The sequence below is a fragment of the Nonomuraea sp. NPDC050786 genome (genome assembly GCF_040654115.1).
Lineage (GTDB): Bacteria > Actinomycetota > Actinomycetes > Streptosporangiales > Streptosporangiaceae > Nonomuraea.
The window spans coordinates 19,240-45,080 of sequence record NZ_JBFAHJ010000029.1; the positions used below are offsets into that span (position 1 = coordinate 19,240).

The 25,841-nt window shown below is 70.9% G+C and carries 21 protein-coding genes; 8 read left to right on the forward strand and 13 right to left on the reverse strand.

Annotation, left to right across the window (positions count from 1 at the left end):
• Positions 1-39: 39 nt before the first annotated feature.
• The gene (locus AB0H84_RS39180; RefSeq protein ID WP_357616338.1) at positions 40-711 is read right to left on the reverse strand and encodes a TetR/AcrR family transcriptional regulator; all 672 of its coding nucleotides are present in this window, start codon (positions 709-711) and stop codon (positions 40-42) included.
• A gap of 70 nt (positions 712-781) precedes the next feature.
• On the opposite strand from AB0H84_RS39180, the gene AB0H84_RS39185 reads away from it, so the two are divergent.
• Positions 782-1,639, forward strand: coding sequence for an alpha/beta hydrolase (locus AB0H84_RS39185; RefSeq protein WP_357616341.1), 858 nt, complete (start codon positions 782-784; stop codon positions 1,637-1,639).
• Positions 1,640-1,678: 39 nt separating this feature from the next.
• The gene (locus tag AB0H84_RS39190) at positions 1,679-2,980 is read left to right on the forward strand and encodes a M28 family peptidase (protein ID WP_357616343.1); all 1,302 of its coding nucleotides are present in this window, start codon (positions 1,679-1,681) and stop codon (positions 2,978-2,980) included.
• 34 nt (positions 2,981-3,014) lie between these two features.
• Here the strand turns inward: AB0H84_RS39190 and AB0H84_RS39195 are convergent, their stop codons facing one another.
• Both AB0H84_RS39195 and AB0H84_RS39200 read right to left on the reverse strand, forming a co-directional pair.
• A complete protein-coding gene (locus AB0H84_RS39195) occupies positions 3,015-4,277 on the reverse strand; it encodes an ABC transporter substrate-binding protein (RefSeq protein WP_357616346.1) in 1,263 nt (420 codons plus the stop codon).
• A gap of 43 nt (positions 4,278-4,320) precedes the next feature.
• Positions 4,321-5,181: an AraC family transcriptional regulator gene (locus tag AB0H84_RS39200; RefSeq protein ID WP_357616348.1), complete on the reverse strand. Its 861-nt coding sequence runs from the start codon at positions 5,179-5,181 to the stop codon at positions 4,321-4,323.
• 96 nt (positions 5,182-5,277) lie between these two features.
• Between AB0H84_RS39200 and AB0H84_RS39205 the strand changes: the two genes are divergently transcribed.
• Entirely contained in the window at positions 5,278-6,057 is a 780-nt protein-coding gene (locus tag AB0H84_RS39205; RefSeq protein WP_357616351.1) for a phytanoyl-CoA dioxygenase family protein, read from the forward strand.
• A gap of 48 nt (positions 6,058-6,105) precedes the next feature.
• Here AB0H84_RS39205 and AB0H84_RS39210 read toward each other — a convergent pair whose 3' ends face one another.
• Positions 6,106-9,015 carry a hypothetical protein gene (locus AB0H84_RS39210; RefSeq protein WP_357616354.1) on the reverse strand — a complete coding sequence of 970 codons (2,910 nt, stop codon included), beginning with the start codon at positions 9,013-9,015 and terminating at the stop codon, positions 6,106-6,108.
• A gap of 114 nt (positions 9,016-9,129) precedes the next feature.
• Positions 9,130-10,047, reverse strand: a complete 918-nt coding sequence (locus AB0H84_RS39215; protein WP_357616357.1) for a DinB family protein — start codon at positions 10,045-10,047, stop codon at positions 9,130-9,132.
• A 204-nt stretch (positions 10,048-10,251) separates the two neighbouring features.
• On the opposite strand from AB0H84_RS39215, the gene AB0H84_RS39220 reads away from it, so the two are divergent.
• The 3 genes from AB0H84_RS39220 to AB0H84_RS39230 all read left to right on the forward strand — a co-directional run bounded on the left by AB0H84_RS39220 (position 10,252) and on the right by AB0H84_RS39230 (position 13,413).
• Positions 10,252-10,872, forward strand: coding sequence for a helix-turn-helix domain-containing protein (locus AB0H84_RS39220; RefSeq protein WP_357616359.1), 621 nt, complete (start codon positions 10,252-10,254; stop codon positions 10,870-10,872).
• The gene (locus tag AB0H84_RS39225) at positions 10,869-11,069 is read left to right on the forward strand and encodes a ferredoxin (RefSeq protein ID WP_357616362.1); all 201 of its coding nucleotides are present in this window, start codon (positions 10,869-10,871) and stop codon (positions 11,067-11,069) included. The genes AB0H84_RS39220 and AB0H84_RS39225 overlap by 4 nt, the downstream gene beginning before the upstream one ends.
• 103 nt (positions 11,070-11,172) lie before the next feature.
• The gene (locus AB0H84_RS39230) at positions 11,173-13,413 is read left to right on the forward strand and encodes a hypothetical protein (protein WP_357616365.1); all 2,241 of its coding nucleotides are present in this window, start codon (positions 11,173-11,175) and stop codon (positions 13,411-13,413) included.
• Positions 13,414-13,458: 45 nt separating this feature from the next.
• Here the strand turns inward: AB0H84_RS39230 and AB0H84_RS39235 are convergent, their stop codons facing one another.
• Genes AB0H84_RS39235 through AB0H84_RS39250 form a run of 4 tightly spaced genes read right to left on the reverse strand, consistent with a single transcriptional unit; the run spans position 13,459 to position 19,034 of the window.
• On the reverse strand, positions 13,459-16,023 hold the full coding sequence (locus tag AB0H84_RS39235; protein ID WP_357616368.1) for a glycoside hydrolase family 78 protein: 2,565 nt from the start codon (positions 16,021-16,023) through the stop codon (positions 13,459-13,461).
• Positions 16,024-16,030: 7 nt separating this feature from the next.
• Positions 16,031-16,858 (reverse strand): carbohydrate ABC transporter permease, encoded by an 828-nt coding sequence (locus AB0H84_RS39240; protein ID WP_357616371.1) that lies wholly within the window; start codon positions 16,856-16,858, stop codon positions 16,031-16,033.
• Positions 16,855-17,787 (reverse strand): sugar ABC transporter permease, encoded by a 933-nt coding sequence (locus AB0H84_RS39245; RefSeq protein ID WP_357616374.1) that lies wholly within the window; start codon positions 17,785-17,787, stop codon positions 16,855-16,857. Before AB0H84_RS39245 ends, AB0H84_RS39240 begins: the two co-directional genes overlap by 4 nt.
• Positions 17,781-19,034: an extracellular solute-binding protein gene (locus tag AB0H84_RS39250; RefSeq protein WP_357616377.1), complete on the reverse strand. Its 1,254-nt coding sequence runs from the start codon at positions 19,032-19,034 to the stop codon at positions 17,781-17,783. The genes AB0H84_RS39245 and AB0H84_RS39250 overlap by 7 nt, the downstream gene beginning before the upstream one ends.
• Positions 19,035-19,313: 279 nt before the next feature.
• Between AB0H84_RS39250 and AB0H84_RS39255 the strand changes: the two genes are divergently transcribed.
• Positions 19,314-20,354 (forward strand): LacI family DNA-binding transcriptional regulator, encoded by a 1,041-nt coding sequence (locus AB0H84_RS39255; protein ID WP_357616380.1) that lies wholly within the window; start codon positions 19,314-19,316, stop codon positions 20,352-20,354.
• Between the two features lie 78 nt (positions 20,355-20,432).
• A complete protein-coding gene (locus AB0H84_RS39260) occupies positions 20,433-21,341 on the forward strand; it encodes a hypothetical protein (RefSeq protein WP_357616383.1) in 909 nt (302 codons plus the stop codon).
• Between the two features lie 19 nt (positions 21,342-21,360).
• Here the strand turns inward: AB0H84_RS39260 and AB0H84_RS39265 are convergent, their stop codons facing one another.
• The 4 genes from AB0H84_RS39265 to AB0H84_RS39280 form a co-directional block, all read right to left on the reverse strand.
• Positions 21,361-21,714, reverse strand: coding sequence for a YbaB/EbfC family nucleoid-associated protein (locus AB0H84_RS39265; protein WP_357616386.1), 354 nt, complete (start codon positions 21,712-21,714; stop codon positions 21,361-21,363).
• A gap of 17 nt (positions 21,715-21,731) precedes the next feature.
• Entirely contained in the window at positions 21,732-22,079 is a 348-nt protein-coding gene (locus AB0H84_RS39270) for a hypothetical protein (RefSeq protein ID WP_357616389.1), read from the reverse strand.
• A gap of 370 nt (positions 22,080-22,449) precedes the next feature.
• Complete coding sequence (locus AB0H84_RS39275) at positions 22,450-24,507, reverse strand: family 43 glycosylhydrolase (protein WP_357616392.1); 2,058 nt, start codon at positions 24,505-24,507, stop codon at positions 22,450-22,452.
• Between the two features lie 141 nt (positions 24,508-24,648).
• Positions 24,649-25,692, reverse strand: a complete 1,044-nt coding sequence (locus tag AB0H84_RS39280) for a LacI family DNA-binding transcriptional regulator (protein ID WP_357616395.1) — start codon at positions 25,690-25,692, stop codon at positions 24,649-24,651.
• Between the last annotated feature and the right edge of the window lie 149 nt (positions 25,693-25,841).

Below are 25,841 nucleotides of genomic sequence, written 5' to 3' on the forward strand. Positions count from 1 at the left end.
CCGCTGCTCTCGCCTGGCGGGCCGCACGCACCGATCTCCTCATGAGCCGGGATCGGCCGTGCGGGCGGTGAGCAGCGTGACCATGTAGTCCTGCAGGTCGTCGGCCCACGACAGCAGGCCGGCGACCCTGCCCTCGCGTACCTCGGCCTCGACGAACGCCGTGACCCCGTACACGATCAGCCGCACGGTCGTGGCGGGCAGCGGCGGCAGCGCGGGCTCCGCCTTCCTGGCCCTGGCGGCCATGGCGGCGACCATGTCGATGAACGGGCGGTAGGCGCGGTCGCGCTGGGCCACCGCGCGCTCGCCCGCGCGTGGCACCTCCACGAAGTACGCCTGCGCGTACGCCGGGCGCTCCTGCCACCAGCGCAGATACGCCCGCAGCCCGCGCAGGTTGGCGGCCCGCCAGTCCTCCGGCGAGGCGGCGGCGGTGCGGATCTCCTCGATCAGCTCAGGAAGGTCGCGTTCGCACAGGGCGAGGAAGCAGGCCTCCTTGTCGGCGAACTGCTGGTAGAAGGCGTTGCGTGAGACCCGGGCCGCCGCGATCACGTCGGGCACGGTCGTGGCGGCGTAGCCGCGCCGCGCCACGAGCTGCAGCATCGCCTCGATCAGCCGCTCCCGCTGCGAGCTCCGCACGGTCTCCGGCGAGAGCCCGTGCCGCCCCCGGGGAAGCGGCTCAGCGATCGGAACTTCGTTCTGTTGATCCCTTGACATCGCTCACCGATCGTACTTCCCTTCGGTTAGGAGACGTTCATGTCTCCAAATCCTTCCCCGCGAGGTGACCATGGAACACATCAGTCGGCGGCGCGCGCTTCGAACGGGCATCGCGGGCCTCCTGGCGGCGGGCGTCCTGGCCCGTACGACGTCCGCTGAGGCGGAGAGCGCCGTCGAGTCGCACTTCGCGGCCCGTGGCCCGCATGCGGTCGCCACCGGCACCTCCGGCGGCCACCGGCTCTACTACCCGGCCGACCTGGGCGCGGGCGGGTTCGCGCACCCGATCGTCACCTGGGGCAACGGCACCAACGCCACCCCCGACAACTACCCCGGCGTGCTCAACCAGCTCGCCTCCTGGGGCTTCGCCGTCGTCGCCTCGACCGACACGACCACGGGCACCGGAGCCGAGATCCTGGCCGCCGCCCAGCACCTCGCCGGGCTCAACTCCGACTCCGGCAGCGTCTTCGCCGGCAAGCTCGACGTGACCAGGGTCGCGGCGGTGGGCCACTCCCAGGGCGCGGGCGGTTCGGTCAACGCCACCAACCACTCGGCCGGGCTGATCACGACGGTGGTGCCGATCGCGCTGCCGGCCCAGGTCTGGGTCGGCGCGGGGGACGAGTTCTCCGTCGCGGCGCTGACCTGCCCCGTGCTCTTCCTCAGCGGCGCGAACGACTGGCTCATCTCCTCGGCCGCCGCCGTCCAGGGCTACTACGACCAGGTGCCGGGCGCGGCGGGCAAGGCCCTGCTCAAGGGCGCCGGCCACAATGACATCCAGAACGGCGGCGGCGGCTTCCTCGGCTACCTGACCGCCTGGCTCATGTACCGGTTACGCGACGACGCGCTCGCCCGCGGCGCCTTCGCGGGCTCCGCACCCGAACTGCCCACCAACACCGCCTGGCAGAACCAGGCCCTCAAGAACCTGGGCTAGGAGGAGGCGCAGGTGGAGCGGGCCATGGAAGGCGGGGCGATGATTCCGAGTGCGGCTGAGATGGTGGCGTGGATCGAGGCCATCACCGAGCGGGGCATCAGGCGCCCCGGCTATCCGGCCGACGACTGGGCCGCCGCGTGGGCCGCCGCGCGTCTCGAGGAATTCGGGCTGGAGGGTGTGCGGCTGGCGCCGGTCGAGCTGCCGTACTGGAAGCCGGTCAGGGCCACCCTCGCGGTGGAGGGCGGGCCCGAGTTCGAGGCGTTCGCGCTGCCGTACACGAAGGCGAAGGCCCAGGTGCGGGCGCCGCTGAGCAGGGAGGTCGCGCCGGGGGCCATCCTGGTGGCCGAGACGGCGTTCACGGAGCTGCCGCAGTCCTACGTCAGGGACCTGGCGACCGCCTGGCACGACCCGGAAGGCGTGTTCGACTCGCTCACACAGGTGCTGCCGTTCCAGCTCGACTACCTGGACGTGCTGCACGGCGCGATGCGGGACGGCGCGGCGGGGTTCGCGGGCGGGCTGACCGGGGTGCCGTGGGAGACCCGCGACTACTACGCCCCCTACGACGCCGAGCCCAGGGACATCCCGGCCGTGTGGCTGTCAGGTCGCGACGCCCGGCAGGTGCTCGCGCTGATGGACGAGGGGCCGCGCACCGGCGTGCTCACCGTCGAGGCGGAGACCGGCCCCGCCGTCTCGCACAACGTCATCGGGACCCTGCCGGGCGCGTCGGATCAGTGGGTGATCGTCGGCTCGCACCACGACGCGCCCTGGGCCTCGGCCGTGGAGGACGCCACCGGCGTCGCGCTCGTGCTGGCCGCCGCCCGCCACTGGGCCTCCGTGCCCGCCCGCGAGCGCCCGCACAACCTGATCTTCCTGCTCACCGCCGGTCACATGGCGCTGGCCGCCGGGACGAGGGCGTTCATCGAGGAGCACCGGGCCCTGCTCCCGGACGTCGTGCTCCAGCTCCACCTGGAGCACGCCGCACTCCGATGCGTCGGCGTGGACGGCGAGCTGGTGCCGACCGGCGATCCGGAGCCGCGCTGGTGGTTCACCTCCAGGCGGCCGCGGCTGGAGAGGCTCGTCCACGAGGCGCTGGTCGCCGAGGACCTGCGGCGCTCGTTCGTGCTCCCGCCCGATGTGTTCTCCCCGATGCCGCCGACCGACGGCGCCTACTTCCACCCGGAGGGCGTGCCGCTGGTGCACTTCCTGTCCGCGCCGATGTACCTGTTCGACTCGGCCGACACCCTCGACAAGGTGGACGTGGCGGGGCTGGAGCCGCTGGCCCGCGCCGCCGTCAGGATCGTCGAGGGCACCGCGGGCTGGACCGCCCGCGAGCCGTCCTGAGCCGGAGCCGCCGCCAGCCGGCGATCAAGGTGGTTCAGTTGCCCTGCTGGTGGGTGCTCCAGTACTCGTCGGCGGCGGCCTGGATGTCCGTGAGGACCTTCTGATAGGTGTCCGGCTTGACGACGAAGGCGCCGAAGCCGTCCAGGGCGGCGGTGAGCACGGGCGGCGGCGTGGCCTCGAAATAGCGGTTGACCAGGCGATACTCCCCGCTCCCCGCCGCCTTGCTGACCTCGGCGATGGCCTGGTCGGCGATGGCCACCTTCGGGTTGGCCGACACGTCGCCCCTGGCGGTGGCCCACTTCTCCTGCGCGGCCGAGCCGACCCACCACTTCAGGTACTTCGTGCTGGCGTCGGGGTCGGGCGCCTTGGCCAGCGAGCAGAGCGGGCCGCTCTCGAAGATCATCGAGGTCTTGGGCAGGGCCGCGTTGACGTTCGGGATGACGAAGAAGCCGTAGTCGGTGCCCGCCTTGAGGTCGCGCTGCGTCATGCTCGTGTTGAACCACGTGCCGAACGACACCATCGCCGCCTTGCCGGTCTTGAGCACGTCGCCGGGGTCGGTCTTGTCACCCGGGTTGTTGAAGTAACCGGCGTCGATCATCCACTTCCACCGCTTCATCACGTCCACCACGCCGGGATCGGTGTACTTCGCCTGGCCGGTCGCGAGACGGTCGTAGAGGTCGGGGTCGGTGCCGGCGAGGAGCTGCTCGAACCAGACGAAGGAGAAGAGCACTGACGTGTGGTAGAACGCGGTCACCCCGTTCTTCTTCAGCGTGTCGGCGACCTTGATCAGCTCGTCCCACGTGGCCGGAGGCTTGAGCTGGTACTTGTCGAAGATCGACTTGTTGTAGAACATGCCCCAGTACGCCGCGTTCAGCGGCACGCAGTACTGCTTGCCGCCCACCGTGTAGTACTTGGCCAGATCCGCCGAGAGGTCGCCGTTCCTGATCGCCTCCTGCCAGATCGGCGTCGTCTCCGACACCTGCTTCTGGGCGACGATCTCCGCCAGCCGGCCGCCCGTCGTCCAGGTGAACAGGTCGGGCTTCACGTCCGTGCGGAAGGACGCCTTGATGAACGCCTGGTACGTCGGCTCGTCGGTGTAGCCCACGGGCTTCATCGACAGGCCGATCTGCTGCTTGGACAGAGTGCCCATCTCGTCGAAGTACTTGCTCCAGGCGCCCTTGTCGTTGTAGAGCTTCAGCTCCGTCTTGCCTGCGGCCTGCTTCGGGGTGGACCCGCCGGAGGAGCAGGCGGTGAGAGCGAGGCAGACGGCGGCGGCGATACCAAGTGACCGGATCATGCCCGGCCTCCTCTTCGATCTTTCGGGGGGTTGAGTCATCTAATCACTTGATATCTTGGCTGTCCATAGGGACGACCGCCCGCCGCGTAACCTCCCGGTAACGTCTGGGCGCCATACCGTAGCGCTCCTGGAAGAGCCGGCCGAAGTACGACTGGCCGGAGAAGCCGCAGCGCTGGGCGATCCGGCCGATGCCCTCCGTGGTCGTGGCCAGCAGCAGGGCGGCGTGCTCCAGCCGGCGCCCGGCCACGAAGGCGATCGGCGTGCACCCGTAGTGCCGGCGCATCGAGCGGGCCAGATGGCCGGAGCTGACCGCGGCCATCGCCAGCAGCCTGGGCAGGCCCTCGCGCAGGTTCTCCTCAAGGCTCATCGCGGCGCAGGCCGACACCAGCCAGCCGGGCCGCGGGTCCACGGCCGTGCCGTCGGCGCGTTCCAGCAGGGGGACGACCGCCGTCCAGAGCCCGACCAGGTCGAGAACGCGGGGCACGCCCGGATAGGCGGCCAGCACGCGGCCGAACTCCGCCGCCACCGGCCCGTCGAGCTCGGCGCGCGCCGACGGCGGGAACTCCCGGCGATCCCAGTCCGCCGGCCCCGCCAGCCCGGCCAGGTCGGCGAAGGCGCGCCAGCGCTCGCTCGGGAAGGCGATGTTGACGAAGCGCATGCCGTCGTTCGAGGAGAACTCGTGGCGGTCGTGCGGGCGTACCAGCACCACGTCGCCCGCGCGCAGCGGCAGCTCCACCTCGCCGACCCGCTGCGCGCCCGTCCCCGCGGTCACGAGGACCAGCTCGTGGAAGTCCGCGTGACTGTGCGGTTCCGGCCGGTCCCTGCGGCTGCCCCGCACCGGCACCAGGGCCGCGTGGTACGGCAGGCCGGCCGCGAACTCGGCCCAGCGCAGGACGGTCGGCATGTCAGGAAATTAATACTTGTGGAGCGGCGAGTACTAGTAACTCGCGGCCCGAAGACCGAAGAATCCGGATCGACGCCCACCTCGCACAAGGAGCACATGGTGATCACGGAAGTCGACCGGACCCTCCAGGACTACGACCGCGACGGCTACACGATCTTCCGCGACGTCCTCGACCCCGGCCTGATCGCCGAGGCGAGCGAGCACGTCGCCTGGCTCCAGGCCAAGCACCCGGACCGGCTCGGCGAGGACCTGGCCACCGAGCTGGTCGCCGGCGACCCCTTCTGGGTGCGGCTGGTCAGCGACGACCGGCTGCTCGACCTCGCCGAGCTCTTCGTCGGCCCGGACATCGCGCTGTTCGCCTCGCACTACATCAGCAAGCCGGCCTTCTCCGGCAAGCCGGTCCTGTGGCACCAGGACGGCGCGTACTGGCCGCTGGAGCCGATGCGCGTCGTCACGCTCTGGCTGGCCGTGGACGAGGCCACACCGGAGAACGGCTGCCTGCGCGTGATCCCCGGCTCCCACCGGCAGGACCTGCACGAGCTGCGGCAGCGCGACGACATCGACAACGTGCTCGGCTCGGAGAGCGCGGTGACCGTGGACGAGTCGCAGGCCGTGGACCTCGTCCTCGCGCCCGGCGACGTGGAGGTGCACCACCCCAACATCCTGCACGCCTCCAACGCCAACACCTCGCCGCGCCGCCGCTGCGGCCTGACCATCCGCTACATCCCGACCTCGACCCGGATCACGAGCGAGCAGCAGCCGTTCGTCTCCGCCCTGCTGCTGCGCGGGCGGCCGGGCGTCAACGTGTACCAGCCGTTCCCGGCGTACGTGGCCGGCGAGCACATGCCGTTCGCCGACTCCGCGAAGTGGGTCTGACGGCTCAGCCAAGCGCCGCCCGGGAGCCGAGCGGCGCTCAGCGGTTCCCTAGTAGCGCTCGGCCACGCCCGAGTTGATCTCGGTGAGGGCCAGCGTGGTGTCGGTGTAGCGGACGAGGTTGCCCAGGCCGGGCGGCTGGGCCAGGGTCGCCTGGGCGTACCGGACGGCGTCGCCGGTCGTGTTCAGGCCCAGCCGGTGGATGGTGATCGTGTCCACCGCGGTGCCCGCGTTGATCCGGCGGGTGGCCAGGTTGAACGCCGTGGCCAGCAGCTCCGCCTGGAGCGTGCGCGGCTGCGTCACCGGCAGCGCCAGCACCGCCGACGCCTCCTGCTGGGACAGCGCGCCGTCGGGCGTGGAGCCGTCGGCGCCGTCGAAGCGGGTGTCGGTGGCCTGGACGCGGGCCAGCACCTCCGCGGTGCGCAGGTCCTGCCGGAGCGCCCACACCGTGGAGAGCAGCGGCGTCCTGCTGGGCGCGACCACCGTCACCGAGGTCGCCGCCGCGGCCGTGACCGGTGCGAACCCGCAGGCCCCGCCGGCGTTCCGGTACGTCACGGAGACCTTGCCGGTGTACGTGGCGCCCGCGGTGGCCAGCAGCGTCGGCCGCGCCGTGAAGACGATCCTCTTCTCGCCGGAGGCGGCGGCCAGGGTGCCTGCCTTCCAGACCAGCGTCCTGGTGCCGTCGGCGTTGAGCGTCACCGAGTCCGGCTTCGGCCCGGCGCCCTGGTCGAGCGCCTGGCTGTAGTAGACGCCGGCCGGCAGCGTGCCGGTGACGGTGACGTTCGAGGCCGCGCCGCCGCCTGTGTTGGCGTACGTGACGGTGTAGGTGATCGCCTCGCCGGCGTTCACCGCGGCCGTCGCCGCCATGCCGGCCGTCAGCACGGGCGCGCGGACGGTGGTCGTGGCCTGCGCGGCGTTGTCCCTGGTGTACGGGTCGGGCACGCCGTCGGTGTCCTTGCCGGCGACGGTGACGCGGTCGGTGAGCACCGTGCCGTCGGCCGTGTCGCACGGCACCTGGTACGTGAACTTGGGCGCGACGGTGTGGACGGCGCCGTTGGCCAGGTCGGGCAGCGAGCGCTGCTGCGTGGTGCCGTCGGGCAGCGTGTCGGTCACCGAGACGGCGGTCGCCGTGCCGGGGCCGAGGTCGGTCACCTCCACCGTGTAGCTCACGGTGTCGCCGCCGGCGGCCTCGGTCTGGTCGGCCGCGTTCGTGACCCGCAGGTCGGCCCGCTGCGTCATGGCCAGGATCGTCTGCTCCGTCAGCTCGTCCGAGATGTTGGGTCGCGCGCCGTCCGCGAAGTCCTTGGTGTTGAGCCGCGGGTTGTACTGGATGTTGGCCCAGTCGTCGAACCCGACCAGGGGCTCCCCGGGGCTCGCGGCGTCGCAGTTCTTGATCGAGTCGATCAGGTTGATGTCAGCCGGGATGCCGCTCTCCTTGTCGCCGTTCTCGCCGTTCCAGTCGACGCGGCCGTCGTTGGCGGGCCAGACCTTGGGCTTGCCCTTGAGGCCGTACACGATGTTGCGGCTGGGGTTGGCGGGTGTCCCGTACACGCCCCTGTTCTCGTCGAGGCCGCTCTCTTTGAGCGGCGTGGTGAGAGCGGTGCCCCTGACCGCGCTGGAGTAGTCCAGCGGACGCGAGGAGTCCATGTTGGCGAACTGCAGGGTGTAGTTCATCACGCTGAGGTAGTTCGGCTTGCAGTTGATGGAGTCGCCGCCGCCGTGGCCCAGGCTCAGCGTGTGGCCGAGCTCGTGCATGAAGGTCGCGGCCTCGGCGTTGCGCCGGCCGCCTGCTCTGTTGATGGTCGTGGAGCTGAGCGCGCCCATCGTGACGATGAAGTCGTTGCCGCCTATGCGGGCCGCTGTGTCGAACTCGGAGGTGCCGGAGGACTCGGTGTTCTCTTTGAAGGTGTCACCGAAGATCATGTAGCGGAACACCTGCCGCTTGGCGTTCAGGATGTTCGCGCAGTTCGGGCTCTTGCGGTCGTCGGGGGTGCCGAAGAAGCCCGGGCACTCACCGGGCACCTGGTGGCGTCCCTTGAGGTCGTTGAAGTCGTCCTGCGTGCCACCGCCGTCGGACTTGAACAGGATGTCGTGCACCAGCGGCACCTCTTCGCCCTTCATCGCGTGAAGCGTGACTCCGCGGAATCCGCCCGGCGAATCGGGATCAGGATCGACCGGCGCGGCGGCGAACGCCTTGACGACGTCGTCCAGCGCCCCGTTCTGCGGCTCGAATCCCTTCATGTAGTCCGCCTCGACGAACAGGTCCTTGCGGTACGGCAGAGCGTTGTACGGCGCTCTGCCCAGGGGCAGGTCCATCAGCGCGTCGCCGTTGACGTCGAGACCGCCCGCGGGCGTCTCCCAGCCGTTCATGATGCCGTCGCCGTCGGTGTCGGTCTCGTTGAGCACGTCCTTGCAGTGCGGGGTGCTGATGGTGAAGTACGCCCGGGCCGAGTCGTCACCGGTGCCCTCGCTCTCCCCGGCGAGCGTCGGCAGGTTCGCGCCCTGCTGCGTGGTCAGGCCGCTGCCCGTGAACACGCACGTGAACAGGTCGAACTCGAGATCGAGGTAGTCCCTGCCCTTGACCCAGTGGATGACGTCGTCCGCGGTCAGGTCGTCCTGGTCCCACAGCTCCAGGTGGATGGCGATCCGGTTGTGCGACTCGTCCACGGTGGCCTGGTGGACCCAGTTGGTGGTGAAGTCCGTCCCGTGGGCGCAGCAGTAGTCGTCTCTGCCGTCGAACAGGCCCTGGTTGTCGATGTTGAACTTCGGATAATAGTCGTTCCCGCAGGACTCGCCGTCACCCTCGTTGCAGGACAGCTCGACCACCCTGTAGAGGCTCACGGTGACCTTGTGGGTATCCGCCTGGGCGGGAGCGACGCCGACGAGCGCCACTCCCGCCAGCACCAGGAGCGTCACCGCCAGCGACTCCGCGCAGAGCCGCATTCTGCGTAAACTGCTCACACTTGCACCTCCCCGTCACACGACTCGATTGCCTCAGAGTCGCCGGGGTGGCGCGAATCGCGCCTGAGTAAGGGGCTACTCAACCAGCACGGGCGCGCAGAGCGGGTTTCGGTGTCAGGCCGGGCCGGCGGTCTGCTGCCGCTGCAGGTAGTCGGCGGCCTCTTCCTGGCCGAACCACTGGGCCCAGCCGAGCGGGGTGACCTGGTACATCGCATCGGTGACCGTCAGATCGGCGCCGTGCCCGACCAGTAGCCGCAGAATCTCGACGTGGCCGGTGGCAGCGGCGTAGTGGGCCGGGACACGGCCGGACGCGGAGCGGGCGTCGACGTCGAAGCCCAGCTCGACGAGCACTTCCACCGCGCCCCAGCGCTGCAGCGCGGCCGCCTCGACCAGCAGGGCGGGGCGCTCTGCACGCGTGCGCTCGAGCAGCGCGGGGTCCTTCTCGAGCAGGGCGTCGATCTCCGCCCGGTCGCCGCGCAGACAGGTGAGCACGAAGGGGTCCTGCGGGCCCAGCTGACGGTAAAGGTCGCGCACGACGCCGATCTCGGCCCCGTGGTGAATGAGCTCGTCGAGGATGTGCAGGGCGAAGGCGGTGCCGTCCCGCTCGGCGTACGGCCCCGCGATCGGACCCATGGGCCGGCTCAGATCGTCCTCGCTCAGGCCGGCCAACCGCCGCCGCCACACGGCGTAGGCGTGCTCCAGTGCCCGCAGCGCGTCGGCGGCGGTGCCCGGCACTCCGGGCAGCCCGTCCTGTGGTGACGGCCGGTGCCCGAACCAGGTCGCCGTCCGCTCGGCCTGCAGCACGTCGATCAGGTGCGTGACGCGCCAGGCCACCGTGGTGAACGGCGGCGGCTCGGGCGGCAGCCGCACCCCGTCGGCCTCGTACGAGCCGCCTGTGCTGGGACGGACCGTCCAGCACTCGGGCACCGGCTCCCAGAGGTATTCCTCGTTGGTCAGGCCTGCCAGCCGGTTGCGCAGGCGCTGCCAGGCGAAGTCGGAGAGGTCCACCAGATTGTCCAGAAGCGTCGCCATGGACGGCACGCTACGCGCCACCACCGACAGAACACCGCGCCGCTCGGCCCGCGACTCCGGCCGGTGGCTGCCGCCGGCCGACCCGGCCGACCCGCCCCGACCCGGCCGACCTTCGCCGCGCCGTCGGCGAACTACGGAAAGCCGTGGCAGACGAGAGCGGCGTCGGCCTTGACGTACGAAATGAACCGACTTTAAATTCCCTCCATGGGCCGCATAGCGGGCGTCACCGCAGCTGAGACGCGTGAACGGTTGCTGCAGGCGGCCGCCGAGGTGTTCGCCGAGCGCGGCTATGACGGCACGCGCGTCGCCGACATCGCCGCGGCGGCCGGCGTCAGCAACGGCGCGCTGTACGCGCACTTCAGCTCCAAGGCCGACCTGCTCGTGTCCGCGCTGAAGGCGCACGGGCCGCTGATGCTGGCCAAGCTGCTCGCCGCCGCCCCCGACCGGTCGGTCGCGGAGCTGCTCCTCATCGTCGGCCGCTGGCTGCCGCGCCGCGAGGGGTCTCCTGGCCACCTGATCGTCGAGGCGCTGGTCGCGGCCCGCCGCGACCAGGACGTCGCCCGCCCGATGCGCGACTACCTGGGCGAGCGGGCCGACTGGCTCGCCGACCTGGTGCGCGCCGGCCAGGCCGGCGGCGAGCTGGATCCCGCGCTGTCCCCGGACGCGCTGGCCCATTTCTGCCTGCTGCTCTCCATGGGCAGCGCGCTCATCACGCCCAACCTGCACGCGGTGGACGACGAGGAGTGGTCGGCGGTGCTCACCCGCGTCGTGGCCGCCCTCGCCCCACCGGCGGCACCGCACACGGAAGCGGAGCACCCGCGTTGAACGTACGCATCGATCCCGAGCGCTGCCAGGGACACGGCCGCTGCTACGACCTGGCTCCCGGCCTGTTCGCCGAGGACGACGAGGGCTACGGGCAGGTGATCGGCGAGGGCGTCGTGCCGCCGGAGGAGGAGAAGGCGGCGCGCCTGGCCGTCGCCAACTGCCCGGAACGGGCGATCGACATCGTCGAGGAACCGTGAGACGACCGCCCGGCCGTTACCCGAACGAGTCTTGATCATCTTCGGGGCGGCTCGCTAGGGTTGGGCGCCTTTGCCCGATCCGAGTCGTCCCCGAGGATGTCCCGTGCGTCGCTACCGTTTCGGCAGGATCGCCGCACTGCTCGCCGCAGCCTATGTGGCCGTGGTCATCGCGGTCGGCGTCGTCGCGCTCGCCACCCGTAACCCCAAGCTGCTGACGCTCGTGGCGGGGGAGTGGGGCTTCTTCGGGACCCATGTGTGGTGGCTCCATCTCGTCAGGGTGGCGATCGGCACGGTGCAGGGCTGGGCCCTGTGGCAGGTGCTGCGTGGGCGCGCCATCGGAGAGCCGGCCGGTGGGGGCAGGCGGGTGGCGCTGCTGAGGGCGGCCCTGTACGCGAGCGTCGCCTGCTCGCTGCTTCTCCGGCTCCCGATCCCGTATGCGTGGTGGCAGAGCCTGTTCGGCTCCGCCATCCAGCTGGTCATCGTGTGGCTGTACTTCCCCGTCCTCGCCGGGGTCCTGTCCCACTGGTGGCGGCTCCTCGCGCTGGCGGCGGGCACGCTCAGCGCCGTGGCGGGGATCGTCGGCAGCGTGGGCTACGGGCTCGAGCTGCCCTTCCTCGAAAAGATCGGCGATGCCGCCGGGCTGGACGGCACGGCCTGGATGCTGTGGCTCGTGCTGACCCTGGTGGGCCAGGCCAGAGATGCCCGCTGGAGCAGGAGCACCGTGTGGATCGGCGCCCTGTCGGCGGCGCTCTGCTTCCTGACGCCCTCCGGCAGCATCTCCATCGAGATGTACGGCGATATCAACTACAGCGTGCTGTTCAACACGTTCCTGAGCTTGATAAGCGTCTTCGGGATCGTGTGGGAGGCCCGTTCCGCCCACGAGCTCGCCAACTCCGTCCCGGCGGGAGCCTCGGTCCGGGTGGCGTCCGAGCGGGCGCCGGCGCGCTCCTGGACGCTCGCCGCCGTGGCCGTCGCGCTCCCGCTGATCCCGGCGGTGGTCAACCTCGCGCAGCGGATGCCGCTGTGGATCGGCCCGAGGGGCGCGGTGGAGAGCTTCGTCCGGGAGCGGACGAGCGATCCGGCGATCGTGGCCTGGGTAGCCCTCGACGTGCTCGTCGGAGTGGGCGCTCCGGCCGTGCTGGTCCTGGTGGCGGTCGTGCGCAGGACCCGGCGCCTGCTGCGCCTCACCATGACGGCCCTGAGCCTGGCCGCCGTAGCCGGTGCCGTCTCCGCTCTCACGTATACGCCCGGCACGGACCGCGTGTACGACCCGGACTTCGTGACCTTCGGCGCGCACATCCATCCGGAGTGGCTGCTCACCGAGGGCGAGGACGGCCGGCTCCTCTTCGGCATCTCACCCCTGTGGTACAGCTTCGGGCTCGCCGGGTCCGCCCTCGTCCTGTTCCTCCTGTACGCCGCCGCCCCCGCCCGCCGCCGCCCCCACTACCTGTTCGCGGTGGCCGTGGCGTTGTGCTTCATCCCGGCGGCCGACCTGGCCCGCGGCCCGGTCACCACGGCGGAGGAGTGCCCCCGGTACGGCCGGAACGAGCAGCCCGCGGGCCGGCGGGCGTACGTGTGCGCGGTCCGCACGAGCCGGCTGCTCGGGTTCGCCGCCACCACTCCCGACCAGGTGCTGCTCGCCCACGGACGCCGCCTGTGCGCCGTCTACACCCGCAACGACCCGGAGGAGCTGGCCCGCCTTGGCTTGGACGCCCGCGGCCTGGCCTGGACGCTCGCGGGCATCTGCCCGAGCGCCGACGCGGCGGTCAAGGTCATGCGCGCCGCGCAGGCACGCGAATTCGCGGAGGAGCAGGCGGAGGAGCTGCAGAAATGCGACACGGCCCCCCACCACCGCCCCCTCATCAAGCCCGCCAGGTCGACCGTGCTCGAGGAGCCGGAGTGGCCCGAGATCGGGTGGGAGCTGTACGACGAGAGCGGCGCGGACCCCGCCGAAGACGGGGCCTTCGACAGGAGCCTGGCCGACGGCCTGGTCGCGGCCGACCCCGGCCACCTGGTCGTGATGCCGGACCCCGACTATTCCGTGTGCGTCGCTCTGGAGACCTACCCGCGCCGCCCTCCCGTCGAGACCAAGGGCTGGGAGCACGTGGTCGAGGTCGGGTACGAGAGCGCGACCGGCCAGCTGGTGCTCTCGGACGGCCTGGGCGGCAGCCGGCTGCCCGACCTGTCGCTGCACGGCCGCAAGGGGCACTACCGCCTCCGCGTGCACTACGCCTGGTTCCCGCGGAAGGGTGAGGAGGAAGGCATCCAGCGGCTGCTGATCATGGCCTATCCGGCGCCCGGCGACAAGGCCATCACCTACCGCAAGCCGGCCAAGCGTCCCTGATCGCGCCCGGCCCGCCGGACAGACTCGGCGGGCCGGGAGAGCGGATCACATCGTCGTGGTGAACGTGTGGGTGCCGGAGCTCACCTCCTGGAGGGCCGCCCCCGGAAGGTCCACCTCGGCCACCGTGCCCGGCGGCACGGACGCGGTGACCGTGAGCGTCCCGCCGTCCCTGGTCCAGGAGACCGACGCCCGGCCGTACGGGGTGTCGAGGTCGGCCGAGGCGTGGGTCAGGTCCCCGCCCGGCCGGGGAGCGATGCGCAGGCGGCGGTAGCCGGGGGCGGCCGGGGCGAGGCCGGCCACGGTGCGGTGCAGCCAGTCGGCCACCGCCCCGAGCGCGTAGTGGTTGAAGGAGGTCATCTCGCCGGGGTTCACCGAGCCGTCGGGCAGCAGGCTGTCCCACCGCTCCCAGATGGTGGTGGCGCCCATCGTCACGGGGTACAGCCAGGACGGGCAGTTGCGCTGGAGCAGCAGCGCGTACGCCGTGTCGTACGCGCCGACCGAGCAGAGCGCGTCGCAGATGAGGGGGGTGCCGACGAAGCCGGTGCCGATGCGGTGGTCGTCGCCCGCGACCAGCTCGACCAGGCGCCGCCCGGCCCGCTCGCGCTGCGCGGGCCCGTCGAGCAGGTCGCACGTCAGAGCCAGGGCGTAGGCGGTCTGGGTGTCGCAGGCCAGCCGCCCCGACGGCGTGACGAACTCGCGGCGGAACGCCTCGCGCACCGACTCCGCCAGCGCGGCATAGTGGCCGGCGTCGGCGGAGTGCCCCAGCAGGGCCGCCGTCTCGGCCAGGATGCCGGCGGTCCATGCGTGGTAGGCGGTGGCGACGAGCGCGTGGTCGGTACGGGCCTTGCCGGGGTCGTCCGGCGGCGCCGCCGGGTCCAGCCAGTCGCCGAACTGGAAGCCCTCGTCCCACAGATGGTCGTCGCCGGTCAGCCCGGCGATCTCGTCCACCCACGCCTTCATGCTCGGGTACTGCTGCCGCAGCAGCCCGAGGTCGCCGAAGCGCTGGTAGAGCGTCCACGGCACGATCACCGCGGCATCGCCCCAGGCCGCGGTGGGGGAGGTGCCGAACATCACCTCCACCCACGGCACGTAGTGCGGCACCGTGCCCTGCTCGGCCTGCTCGGCGGAGAGGTCGGCCAGCCAGGACGACAGCGGGCCCGCGCAGTCGTACAGGAACGCGGCGGCCGGGGCGAAGACCTGGATGTCGCCGGTCCAGCCGAGCCGCTCGTCACGCTGGGGACAGTCGGTGGGCAGGTCCACGTAGTTGCCGCGCATGCTCCACCGGACGTTGTCGTGCAGGCGGTTCAGCAGCGGCTCCGAGCAGCGGAAATCGCCGGTCGGCCGCATGTCGGTGTGGCAGACCACGGCCTGGACGTCGGCCGGGTCCAGCTCGCCCGGCCAGTTGTCCACCTGCGCGTAGCGGAAGCCGTGCACGGTGAAGCGCGGCTCCCACTCCTCGGGCGTGCCGTCGCCGCGCAGCGTGTACTCGTCGAGCGCGGCCGCGTGACGCAGTGGCCGCAGAGAGAGCGCGCCGTTCTCGAGGACCTCGGCGTGCCGGAGCGTGACGGTGTGCCCGGCCGGGCCCTGGACGCGGATGCGGAGCCGGCCGGCGATGTTCTGGCCGAAGTCGAGGATCGTCTCCCCGTCCGGCCCGGTCAGCACCTCCGCCGGGGACAGCGTCTCCACCCGGCGGACCGGCGGGCCGACCGGCGCGACGAGCAGGGCCGGGTCGTGCGGCAGCGCGTCGGCGGGCAGCCACGAGGCGTCGTCGAAGCCGGGCTCCGACCAGCCGGACGGCAGCAGCCGGGCGTCATGCTTCTCGCCGTCGTACAGGCTGGCCGCCGTGACAGGGCCGCTCGCGCAGCGCCAGCTCCCGTCCGTGACGACCACGTCGGTCGTGCCGTCCGCGTAGGTGATCTCGAGCTGGGCGATGAGCGCGGTACGGTCGCCGTAGACGGCGGTCTTGCCGCCCGCGAAGCCGATCCGCCCCCGGTACCAGCCGTCGGAGAGCGTGGCGCCGATCGCGTTGGCGCCCTCGGCCAGGAGCTCGGTGACGTCGTGCGTGCGGTAGCGCAGCCGGTGGCCGTAGCTGGTCCAGCCGGGGGCCAGCACGTCGTCGCCGACGACCCGGCCGTTGATCTCCGTCTCGTGGATGCCGTGCGCGGTGACGTACAGACGGGCCTGCCGGATCGGGCCGCGCGCGGTGAAGTCGCGGCGCAGCAGCAGCGCGGGGCCGTCGGGCACGCCCAGCAGCTCCAGCGGCGGCGCGGCCGTGCCCGCCTGCCAGTCGGACGGGTCCAGCAGGCCGGCCTCCACCCACGACCAGGGGCTCCAGTCGCTGGCCGAGCCGTCGCGGCCGTGCACGCGCACCCGGGCGCCCCGGCGCTCGCGCGAGCTCAGCTCGCCCCCCGGCCAGGGGACGAGCACCGACTCCGCCGACTCGACCCGGCCGGTGGCCGTGCCGTCGCTGAGCTCGATCTCGTACGCCTCCTGCTGCCAGCCGGGGAGGTCGGTCGTGACGGTCCAGGACAGGCGGGGAGCGCTTTCGCCGATGCCGAGGGGGTCACGATGGTGTTCGAAGGCGGGCGCTTCTACATGCACGAGGGTCACGGGTCTCCTAGCCCTTGATGGCGCCGGCGGTCATCCCGGCGACGATCTTGCGATTGAAGAAGATGAAGAGCAGCAACGGTGGGATCGTGATGAGCACGATGTCCATGAAGAGCAGGTTCCACTGGGTGTTGTACTGGCTCTGGAAGTTGTAGAGGGTGACCTGCACGGTGGCGTTCTCGTCGCCCGGGGTGAAGTAGAGCGGGTTGACGAAGTCGTTGAAGATGGCCACCGACGTGGTCAGGATCACGGTGATGGTGACCGGCCGGAGCAAGGGGAAGATCACCCGGAAGAACAGCGTGAGCCCGGTGCAGCCGTCGATCATGGCGGCCTCGTCCAGCTCGCGCGGGATGGCCGCGATGAACGCCCGAAAGAGCAGCACCGCGTACGCCAGGTTGAAGGCCACCTCGATCAGGATCAGCCCGGGGAGGGTCTTGAACAGGCCGAGCGCCTGCAGCAGCCAGATCGTGGGCACGATCGCGGGCGGGATGATCAGCCCGGACAGCACCAGGAAGCCCGCCACCGAGCCGAGCCGGCCCGCGCGGCGCTGCAGCACGAACGCGGCCATCGCGGCGAAGACGACGATCAGCGCCACCGACGCCACGGTCAGGATCGTGCTGTTGACATACGCGCGCAGGAGCACGAAGTCGCGGGCCTCGATCACCTCGGTCAGGTTCTGGACGACGGGCCAGTTCGCCGGCCAGGCGAAGTCGAGGTCGGTGGCCTGGGTCTGGTCCTTGACCGCGGTGAGCAGCATGAGGGCGAACGGGACGAGGAAGATCACGGCCGCCAGGGCCAGCGCGACGGCCTCGGCGCCGAGCCTGCGCAGGACTGTCATGCGGCCACCTGCCTTCTGCCGAGGAAGTAGTTGAGCGGGACGACGATGGCGGTGACCACGACGAACAGCAGCACGTTGCCCGCCGTGGACAGGCCGAAGAAGCCGGCCTGGTACTGCTTGTAGATGATCGAGGCGATGGTGTCGCTGGTGAAGCCGGGCCCGCCGCGCGTCATCGTCCAGATGAGGTCGAACGAGCGCAGCCCTCCGATGAACGACAGGATGATCACCGAGTACGTGGCGGGCCAGGACAGCGGCAGCGTGACGTGGCGGAAGCGGTGCCAGGCGCCGCCGCCGTCCACCGCCACCGCCTGGTAGTAGTCGCGGGGGATGGACAGGATGCCGGCGATGTAGATGACGGTGGCGATGCCGACGCCCTTCCACACGTCGACGAGGGCGACCGAGAGCAGGGCGGTGCTCGCGTCGCCGAGCCAGTCGGGCCCGTCGATCCCGACCAGGGCCAGGGCCTTGTTGACCAGGCCGGTGTCGGGCCGCAGCAGCGCGCTGAAGGTGATGCCGACCGCGACCGTGGAGACGAGGACGGGGAAGAACACCACCGAGCGCAGGAAGCCGCGCAGCCGCAGTCTCGAGGTGAGCAGCACGCCGAGCAGCAGCCCGAGGACGACCTTCAGGCCGCTGGTGACGACCGCGTAGAAGAGGGTGTTGACGAAGCCGATGCGCAGGTTCTGCTCGGCCAGGAAGTCGCGGAAGTTGTCCAGGCCGACGAAGGTGCTGTCGAACAGGGTCCAGCGGGTGAGCGCGAAGTAGAAGGCCATGACCGTCGGCACCAGGAAGATGACGAGGTACACGACGGCGGCCGGCAGGTAGAGCGCGTACGGGTAGGCGGACTTGCGCCTGGCCGGGCGGGCGGCCCCCGGCTCGGGCGTGACGCGGGCTCCTTGCCGTGGCTTGGCCGCCTGCCTGGTCACCACCCCGCGAGCCCCAACTGCTTGGCCTGCTTCTCCACGTCCTTGTCGTACTGGGCGGCGCCCTCGGCGGGCGGTGTCAGCCCGGAGCCGACCGCGACCGTGATCTGCTCCAGCGACGGGCCCTTGACCGGGGAGACGAACTCCAGCGCCGGCGCCGTGGCGCCCTTGTCGATGTACGCCTGCAGGTCCTTGGCGGCCTGGATGGCGTTGTCGGGCAGCTTGGCGCCGGTGATCCGGTACGGCCCGGCCGGCTGCACGGCCTTGCTCACCGCGTCGGCCGCCGCCGGCGAGGCGACGAAGGCCAGGAACTTCTTGGCCGCGTCGAGGTTCTTGGTGGTCTTGGGGATGTAGACGGCGCCCGGCTCCCAGAGCGTCGCGCCGTTCTTGGCGGGGTCGGTGCCCGGGATCCCGAAGAAGCCGACGTCGGTGGCGGCCTGCGGCATCGAGGCCACCAGGGGCGGCAACTGGGCGCTGAGCATCGGATAGTGCGCGCCCTTCCCCTCCACCAGCATCTTCATGCCCTGGTCGGCGGTGGCCGAGCCGAAGCCCTCGTTGAGGTAGCCCTTGGCGTGCACGTCGGCGAGATGCTGGAACCCGGCCGTGGCGGCCGGCGTGGTGGCGAACTTGGCCTTGCCCGCGGTGTAGTCGGCGGCGAAGTTCGGCACGGCGGCCTGGACGTTGTAGAAGTCGCCCAGCACGAAGAGCTGGGAGGTCCAGGTGTCCTTGAACGTGGAGATCACCGGACTGACCCCCGCCGCCTTGATCTTCGCGTTGTTGGCCATGAACTCGTCCCAGGTCTTGGGCACCTGCAGGCCGAGCTTCTCGTAGACCTTGCGGTTGTAGAGGATGCCGCCGCCCATGGCGGAGCCGAAGGGCACGCCGAACGCGTGGTCGCCCTGGGTCACCACCGGCAGGAAGTCCTTCTGGACGTTCTGCAGCACCGGGTCGCCGGTGAGGTCGACCAGGGTCTGGGACGGGTTGAGTGCTTGGAGCAGCGACCCGGAGTTGTACAGGAACACATCGTCCATGTCGCCGGTCGAGAGCTTGGTCTTGACGATGTTGTCGCCCTCGCTGCCGGCCGGGCGCGTCTCGGTCTCGATCTTGATCTTGGGGTTGGCCTGCATGAACGCTTCCGTCATGGCCTTGGCCGAGTCGACGGCGCCCTGTCCGTTGTCGATGAGGAACTTCAGGGTCACCGTGCCGTCGGCGGCCGGCTCGGAGCCCGAGCCGCAGGAGGTCAGGGCAGTCATGGTGAGAACGGCCAGTGCCGCTCCCAGTGTGCGGTGAGAGGTCTTCACAACGCCCCTCCGGGTCCGTTGAATCGTTTTAACGCCCCCCGATGCCAGTTAACGTAGGCGTTACGTGGTACGGCGTCAAGGCTCGATTTGAGGAACGGTCCCCAATCGTGATCCACGTGGAGCCCCCGATCGACGGATCGTCCGACCTTTGGGATGGGTATCGTTATCCATCGCGGAAGCGGGCCTGAGCTCGTACAATCGGGTCGCGTCTAGTCGAACGAGGTGCGCCAGATGGTCACGCGTGACGGGCGGCGGCGGGTGACGATCAGCGATGTGGCCAGCCACGCCCAGGTCTCCACCACCGCGGTGTCGAAGGTGCTGCGCAACGCCTACGGCGTCAGCGAGGCGATGCGCGCCAAGGTGCAGGCGGCCATCGACGAGCTGGGCTACCGCCCGCACGCCGCGGCGCGGGCCATGCGGGGGCGCACGTTCACCATCGGCGTGGTGCTGCCGCACATCAGGAATCCGTTCTTCGCCGACATCCTCGACGGCCTCGACGAGCAGATCGCCGGCGCCGGCTACCAGGCCATCATCGTCCAGGGCGGCACCATGGACCCCGACTCCGAGGGCCGCGCGATCGACGCCCTGGTGGATCGGCAGGTGGACGGCATCTTCGTCGTCGCCCCGGTCCTCGCCAGGTCCCGGCTCGAGGAGACGGCCAGGAGCACGCCCACTGTCGTGCTCGGCCGCCACGACCGCTCGGCGGTCTACGACTCCGTGCTCGACGACGACGAGGTGGGCGCCGAGCTCGCCGTCGAGCACCTCATCGCGCTCGGCCACCGCCGCATCGCGCACACCTCGCAGAAGGACAGCGGCCCGTCCCGCTCCGTCGCGTGGCTGCACACCATCAGGGCCAGGACGTACGAGCGGGTGATGGCCGAGCACGGCCTGGCCGAGCACGTCGCCGTCGTCGCCACCTCCTACACCGAGGAGGGCGGCTACCAGGCCACGCGCGAGCTGCTGGCCCGTACCCCCCGTCCCACCGCGATCTTCGCCGGCTCCGACCAGGCCGCCTACGGCGCGCTCGCGGCCATCCACGAGGCCGGGCTCGCCGTGCCCGGCGACGTGTCGGTGGCCGGCTACGACAACGCCCGCGTGACCGCGCTCGCGCACATCTCGCTGACGAGCGTGGACCAGGACGGGGCCATCATGGGCAAGACGGCGGGGCGGCTGCTGCTCGAACGCATCATCGAGGGGCGCACGTCCGCGGTCCGCTTCTCGGTCACGCCCACCCTGGTCACCCGCCGCTCCACCGCTCCTCCTCCGGCATAACCGACCAAAAATTGGGGGATTTCCGTTGGCTTTGGGGCTAACGTGGCAGTTGACAGTGGAAGAGAAAGGGTCTGCTACGTGAGTCCGTCCCCCAAGCCCCTTCCGATCGCGGGGTTCATGTTCTCCGCCGTCGGTGTCGGCGCCGTGGTCATGCAGATGCTGGCCGTCGCCTACCCCGATGGCGACCCGGCCAAGGCACGCGAGGCCGCGGAGCTGCTGCGGCAGCTGGCCAGGCGGGTGGACGGCAGCCTGGAGGACGTGGAGGAGGTCGCGAGCCGGGTGTGGCGGCCGCCCAGCTCAGGCGCGGGCATCGACGCCTTCAGGACATACTTCAACGACGAGGTCGCGCCCTATCCGCCGCACGTGTCCGCGTACATCCGCGGGCTGGCCGACGCGGTCGAGGACTACGCGGACATGCTGGAGCAGACCCAGCACGCGCTCCGGACCATGGCCATGATCCAGTGGCTCGAGCTGCTGATGTTCTTCTGCTGGCCGGCGATCGACAAGAAGGTCCAGGTGATGATCAACTGGGCGATGCGCAAGTCGCAGGCTCGGCTGCTGATCAAGATGTTCGAACACGCGGTGGGGAAGCGGTTCATCTACGCCGTGGGGGGCAGCCTCGCTTACACGGCCCTCGACCAGGTGCTCATCGACGGCGTCAAGCTGGCGAGGGGCGAGGATCTGGGGTCGTGGGGCGACCGCGGCGAGTACATGGTGAAGAACTTCGCGGCGGCCATGGTCTTCTACCACGTGGACCCAGCCAATTTCGGCAAGGCCGCGAACCTGCTGCCGAAGAACGATGCGGCGCGGAACGCGCTCGTGTTCCTGACCGGGTCCACCATCTTCAGCACCACGGCCAATGCGCTCAACCGGCCCGGCGACGTGATCGACGATCCGGCCAGTCTGTTGCCCACCTGGGAGCAGATGCTCGCCAAGCTGGGTGTCGCCGCCGGTCAGGACCAGTTCAGGCGCTGGCGCGGGCTCTGACCGCCGGGGAGCGGGTGGCTCAGCCCTGGCTGAAACGTCTGACCTCGTCGGCGAACGGGGTCAGGCCGTCCGTCATCATCCTGGCCAGCTGCGTGGTCAGGTCCGCGGCGGCGGCGTTCGCGGCCGCGAGCACCGCCGCTGCCAGCGCGTCCGCGCCGAGCCGCATCGCCCTCGGGTCGATGCGCAGGCCGCCGAGCGCGCCGCTCGGCAGCACCTCGGCCGTCACCTGGCCGTTGGCCGCCTCACCTCGGCCGCGGACGGCGTTGAGGCCCTCCTGCAACTGTTCCAGCGGCCGGGTGTCGGCCTGGAACTCGGCGAGAAAGCGGCGCATCTCCTCGTCGAGGAAGGGCGCGCCGTCGTCCGGTGTGGTCATGTGGTCTCCAGAAGACGTCAGGATGTGAGCTTCCCGTCCGAGTACTCGGGTGGGTCGGACACTTTCGGCAGGGATTCGATGGTGGCCCAGTTCGCGACGTCGAAGCTGGTCTTCATGCCGGCCAGCCGTTCGGCGACGCCGGGATAGACGTCACGTAGCGCGTTGACGTACGTCTCGGTCTTCTTCAGCGCGGTGGAATAGCCCTGCCTGAACGTGGTCCCCGTCTCGTCCGTGCCGGCGAAATCGCCCAGTGCGGCGATGGCGTCGAGAATCCGGCCGGCGTCCCTCGCCAGCTCCTCGTGCTCGGTGACGAATCCGCCGGCCGCGCTCGTGAAGGTGCTCCCATGGACCTCTGTGGTCGGCATGCCCGGGCGTGGGAGACCAGGTGAGGCCGGCGAAGGGGTGGGAGCGGGATACGTGGGAGCCGGATACGTGGGGGCGGGATAGGTGGGAGCCGGATACGTGGGAGCCGGATACGTGGGAGTGGGATAGGCGGGAGCGGAAGGAGTCGGTGACGGCTGAGGCGGGCTGGTGGGCGTCGGGCTGGGGGAGGGCGTGGTGGGTGAAGGGCTTGGCGACGTCGGGCTCGGCGTGGGGCTCGGCGACGTCGGGGTCGGGCTGGGTGTGCCCGTGGGGGTAGGAGTGGGCGACGCCGTCGGTAAGGGGGGCGGAGTGGTTGGATCTGGTTCGGACATGACATTCTCCTCACGGTGCGCCTGAGGTTGCCTACTTTACCTACAGGGATAGTGGGTCGGCACTCCGTGAGACCCGGACGCTGGTGGAGACGGTCCTGAGATGAGGGGCGACCTCCTCGTCCGGCCGCATGTCGAGAACGGGACGCCCGTCGGCAGCCCAGTGCACCCGGCGGATCGCGGTGCTCCTGCCCTTCGCGGCCGGCGCGGTGAGGGCGTGGTAGACGACGAGCGGCAGGCCGTCCTCGTCGTGGCTGAACGTGTTGTGTCCCGGCCCCCACTCCCCGGTGCGGGGGTCGGTGGTGAGGACGGGGGCGTTGAGCTTGGTCCAGTTCGCCGGGTCGAGCAGGTCGCGGCCGGACGCGGCGGTGGCCAGGCCCATGACGTACGTGGGGCCGACGGCGGAGCCGGAGTAGGTCATGACGACCCGGTCGCCGTGCCGCACCACGAAGGGGCCCTCGGCCACGTTCCCGTCGTTGAGGTCCCAGCCGTACTCGGCGCTGATCAGCAGGACGGGATCGCTGGTCAGCCGCCAGGGGTCGGCGGGATCGACGGTGGCGATCCAGATCTCCGCGTCGCCCACGTGCTCCGTGATGTAGCGCTGGGACCAGGCGACGTAGCCGCGGCCGGCATCCTCGAAGTAGGTCATGTCGAGGGAGATGCCGGGGTGCTCCCGGTCCAGTTGGAGCGGGCCGCCGTCGGCCTTGAGGACCGGCCGGGGCGGCTCCCAGTCCGAGGCGAGCACGGGGTCGCCGTCCGCGCGCAGCCGCATGACATGGCTCTGCACGCGGTCCCAGCTCGCCGCGCCGACGCTGGGGGAGAAGAAGCAGTGCAGGCGGCCGTCGAGCACGTGGAGCTCCGGCGCCCAGAAGCAGCCGCCGATCCCCGCCTGCCCCACGGTGAGGATGGTGTGGTCCGCCGCGGTGGCCAGGTCCTGGATGGTGTCCGCGACCCGGATCAGCAGGCGCGTGGTGTTGACGCAGTCGCCGCCGGTGTCGTCGGTGGCGATGAAATAGTAGCGCCCCTGGTAGGGCAGCACGGTCGGGTCGGCGCGTTCGGGGATGAAGGGGAAGGCGTACTCCCGCTGCCGGACGCGGCCGGTGATCGGGTACTCCCCGGGCGTGTCCCAGTCCACGCCATCGGTGTCCCAGTCGACGGGCAGGTCGGCGGTCGAGCCGTCGGAGTACGACAGGCGCGCCGCGGGCGGATCCGTACGTTCGCCGGCGTTCACCCGCAGCTCGGGCACGACGACCGCCACGTTCCTGACCCGCTGGAACCGGCGGGCGAGCCGGTCGGCCGTCCTCTCGTCCACCGGCAGGCAGGAGGCGGCCCGGCGGCCTTCGCCGAGCGCGGGCGGTTCGGAGCCAGGCACGAGCGGGGCTCCGGGCCGGGCGGGCAGCGGTTCGGCGTCGAGCGTCTTCATGGTGGTGAACAGCCGCTCGCCGGCGCCGTCCGTCCACCACAGCACGTACTCGTCGCGGGCGCCGTCATAGACCGCCCGGGGCCGGGAGACGCCGCCGTCCGTGCCGGGATCCACCACGCCCAGCTCCTCGTAGTGGACGAGGTCGGGCGTCGTGAAGATCAGAACGTACGGCTCCGGGGTCCCGTCCGGCAGGCACGAGGTGGCCACGACGGCGTACCCGGCCGGCGTGTGGAAGAGGTGGGGATCGGCCAGCGTGCGGATGCGCCGCACGTCCAGGACGTCCGTCATGACGGCGCGCGGGAAGAGCACGCCGCGGTCGTCGTTGAGCGGCGCGGGCTCGCCGCCCGGTAGCGACCCCGCTGCTGACAGGGCGAGGTGCATGCTGAACGCGAGGGGCGCACTGTACACCGCCGGATCAGGGTCGGGTTCGCGCGTGTAGCTCACCACATGGGAGGCCGACGCCTCGGGGAGCACTGTCACCGCGAAGCTTTCGGCGCCCGCCACGGAGATCGTCGCCCGGACGGCGCCGGCCGACCGGCTCCTGATCACGCCCTCGCGCACCTCGAGGTCCGGATGGCCGGTGCTCAGCATCGCGTCCGGCCCGACGGACGTGCCCGAGACCAGGACCGGTGGCAGGACGACGCGGTCGTACGCCTGCAAGGAGCCGCGGGATGGCATCGGCGTCCTCTCCCTCTTGCAATTGTTAACGCTAACATTTCGTTCTCGAGGCTGACGGCGGCCGCGATTCGCGCCACGTTAGGCAGCTGGGAGAGGGCTGTCAACTCTCGATACGTACGGCAATAGTCCAGAAAGTTTCGGTCAGCCGGCAGGGGGCGCGGTGCTGCCCCGGATGATCAACTCGGCCCCGAGCTCCACCCGGCTCTGCGGCAGCGGCTCGCCCTGCGCGAGCTTCACGAGCATGCCGGTGGCCGCGGCGGCCATCTCGCAGAGCGGCTGGCGGACCGTGGTGAGCGGCGGGTTCATCCACTCGACCGAGGGCAGGTCGTCGAAGCCGACGACGCTCAGGTCGTGGGGGATGCGCAGGCCCAGCTCGTGGGCGGCGCGGTAGACGCCGGTGGCCTGCACGTCGTTGCAGGCGAAGATCGCGGTCGGCGGGTCGGGCAGGCGTAGCAGCCGGTGCGCCTGGGCGAGGCCGCTCTCGACGAGGAAGTCCCCAGAACCGATGAGCTCGGGGTCGGCGGGCACCCCGGCCAGGTCGAGCGCGGTGCGGTAGCCGTCGAGGCGGGCCCTGCTGGGCAGCGCCGAGTCGGGGCCGGTGATGACGGCGATGCGGCGATGGCCGAGGTCGAGCAGATGGCGGGTGGCCGACAGGCCGCCGCTCCAGTTGCCCGCGCCGACCGAGGGGTACCCCGGGCCGGGGTCGCCGGACGGGTCGAGCAGGACGATGGGGATGTCGCGGGTGACGAGCTGCTCGCGCTGGTCGTCGGTCAGCCCGTAGAACACCCCGATCACCCCGCTGGGGCGGCGGCTCAGCACGCCCTCGATCCAACCGCGACCCGGGGTTTCGCGGTCCGGTGCGTCGGAGATCACCACGGCCAGGTTGTGCTCGCGCGCGACCTGCCCGACCCCCTTGATGATCTCGACCGTGTAGTCGCCTCCCAGCGCGTGGAAGACCACCTCCACCAGGGCGGCGGGGCTGACGCGCCGCCGCTGCCTGCGGTAGCCGTGCCGGCGGATGAGCCCCTCGACGAGGGCGCGCGTCTCGGGGGCGACCTCGGAGCGGCCGTTGACCACTTTGGAGACGGTCGCGGTGGACACGCCGGCCAGCTCGGCCAGCTCGGTGATGGTCAGCGGCCGGGCGGGCGGGGTGTCGGCGTCGAACGGCTGCTCGGTCGCGGTCATGGGGCGCAGTCTAGCCCGATTGATTTCGGGGATCTTACGCCTGTGTTCTTGACGGGTTTCCTCATGCCTGCTTAGAGTCCCCGATTAACGATCGGGCCTGGAACCGAAAGTTTCAGGCAAGCTGCGGACCCTACCCAAGGAGCGCAGCG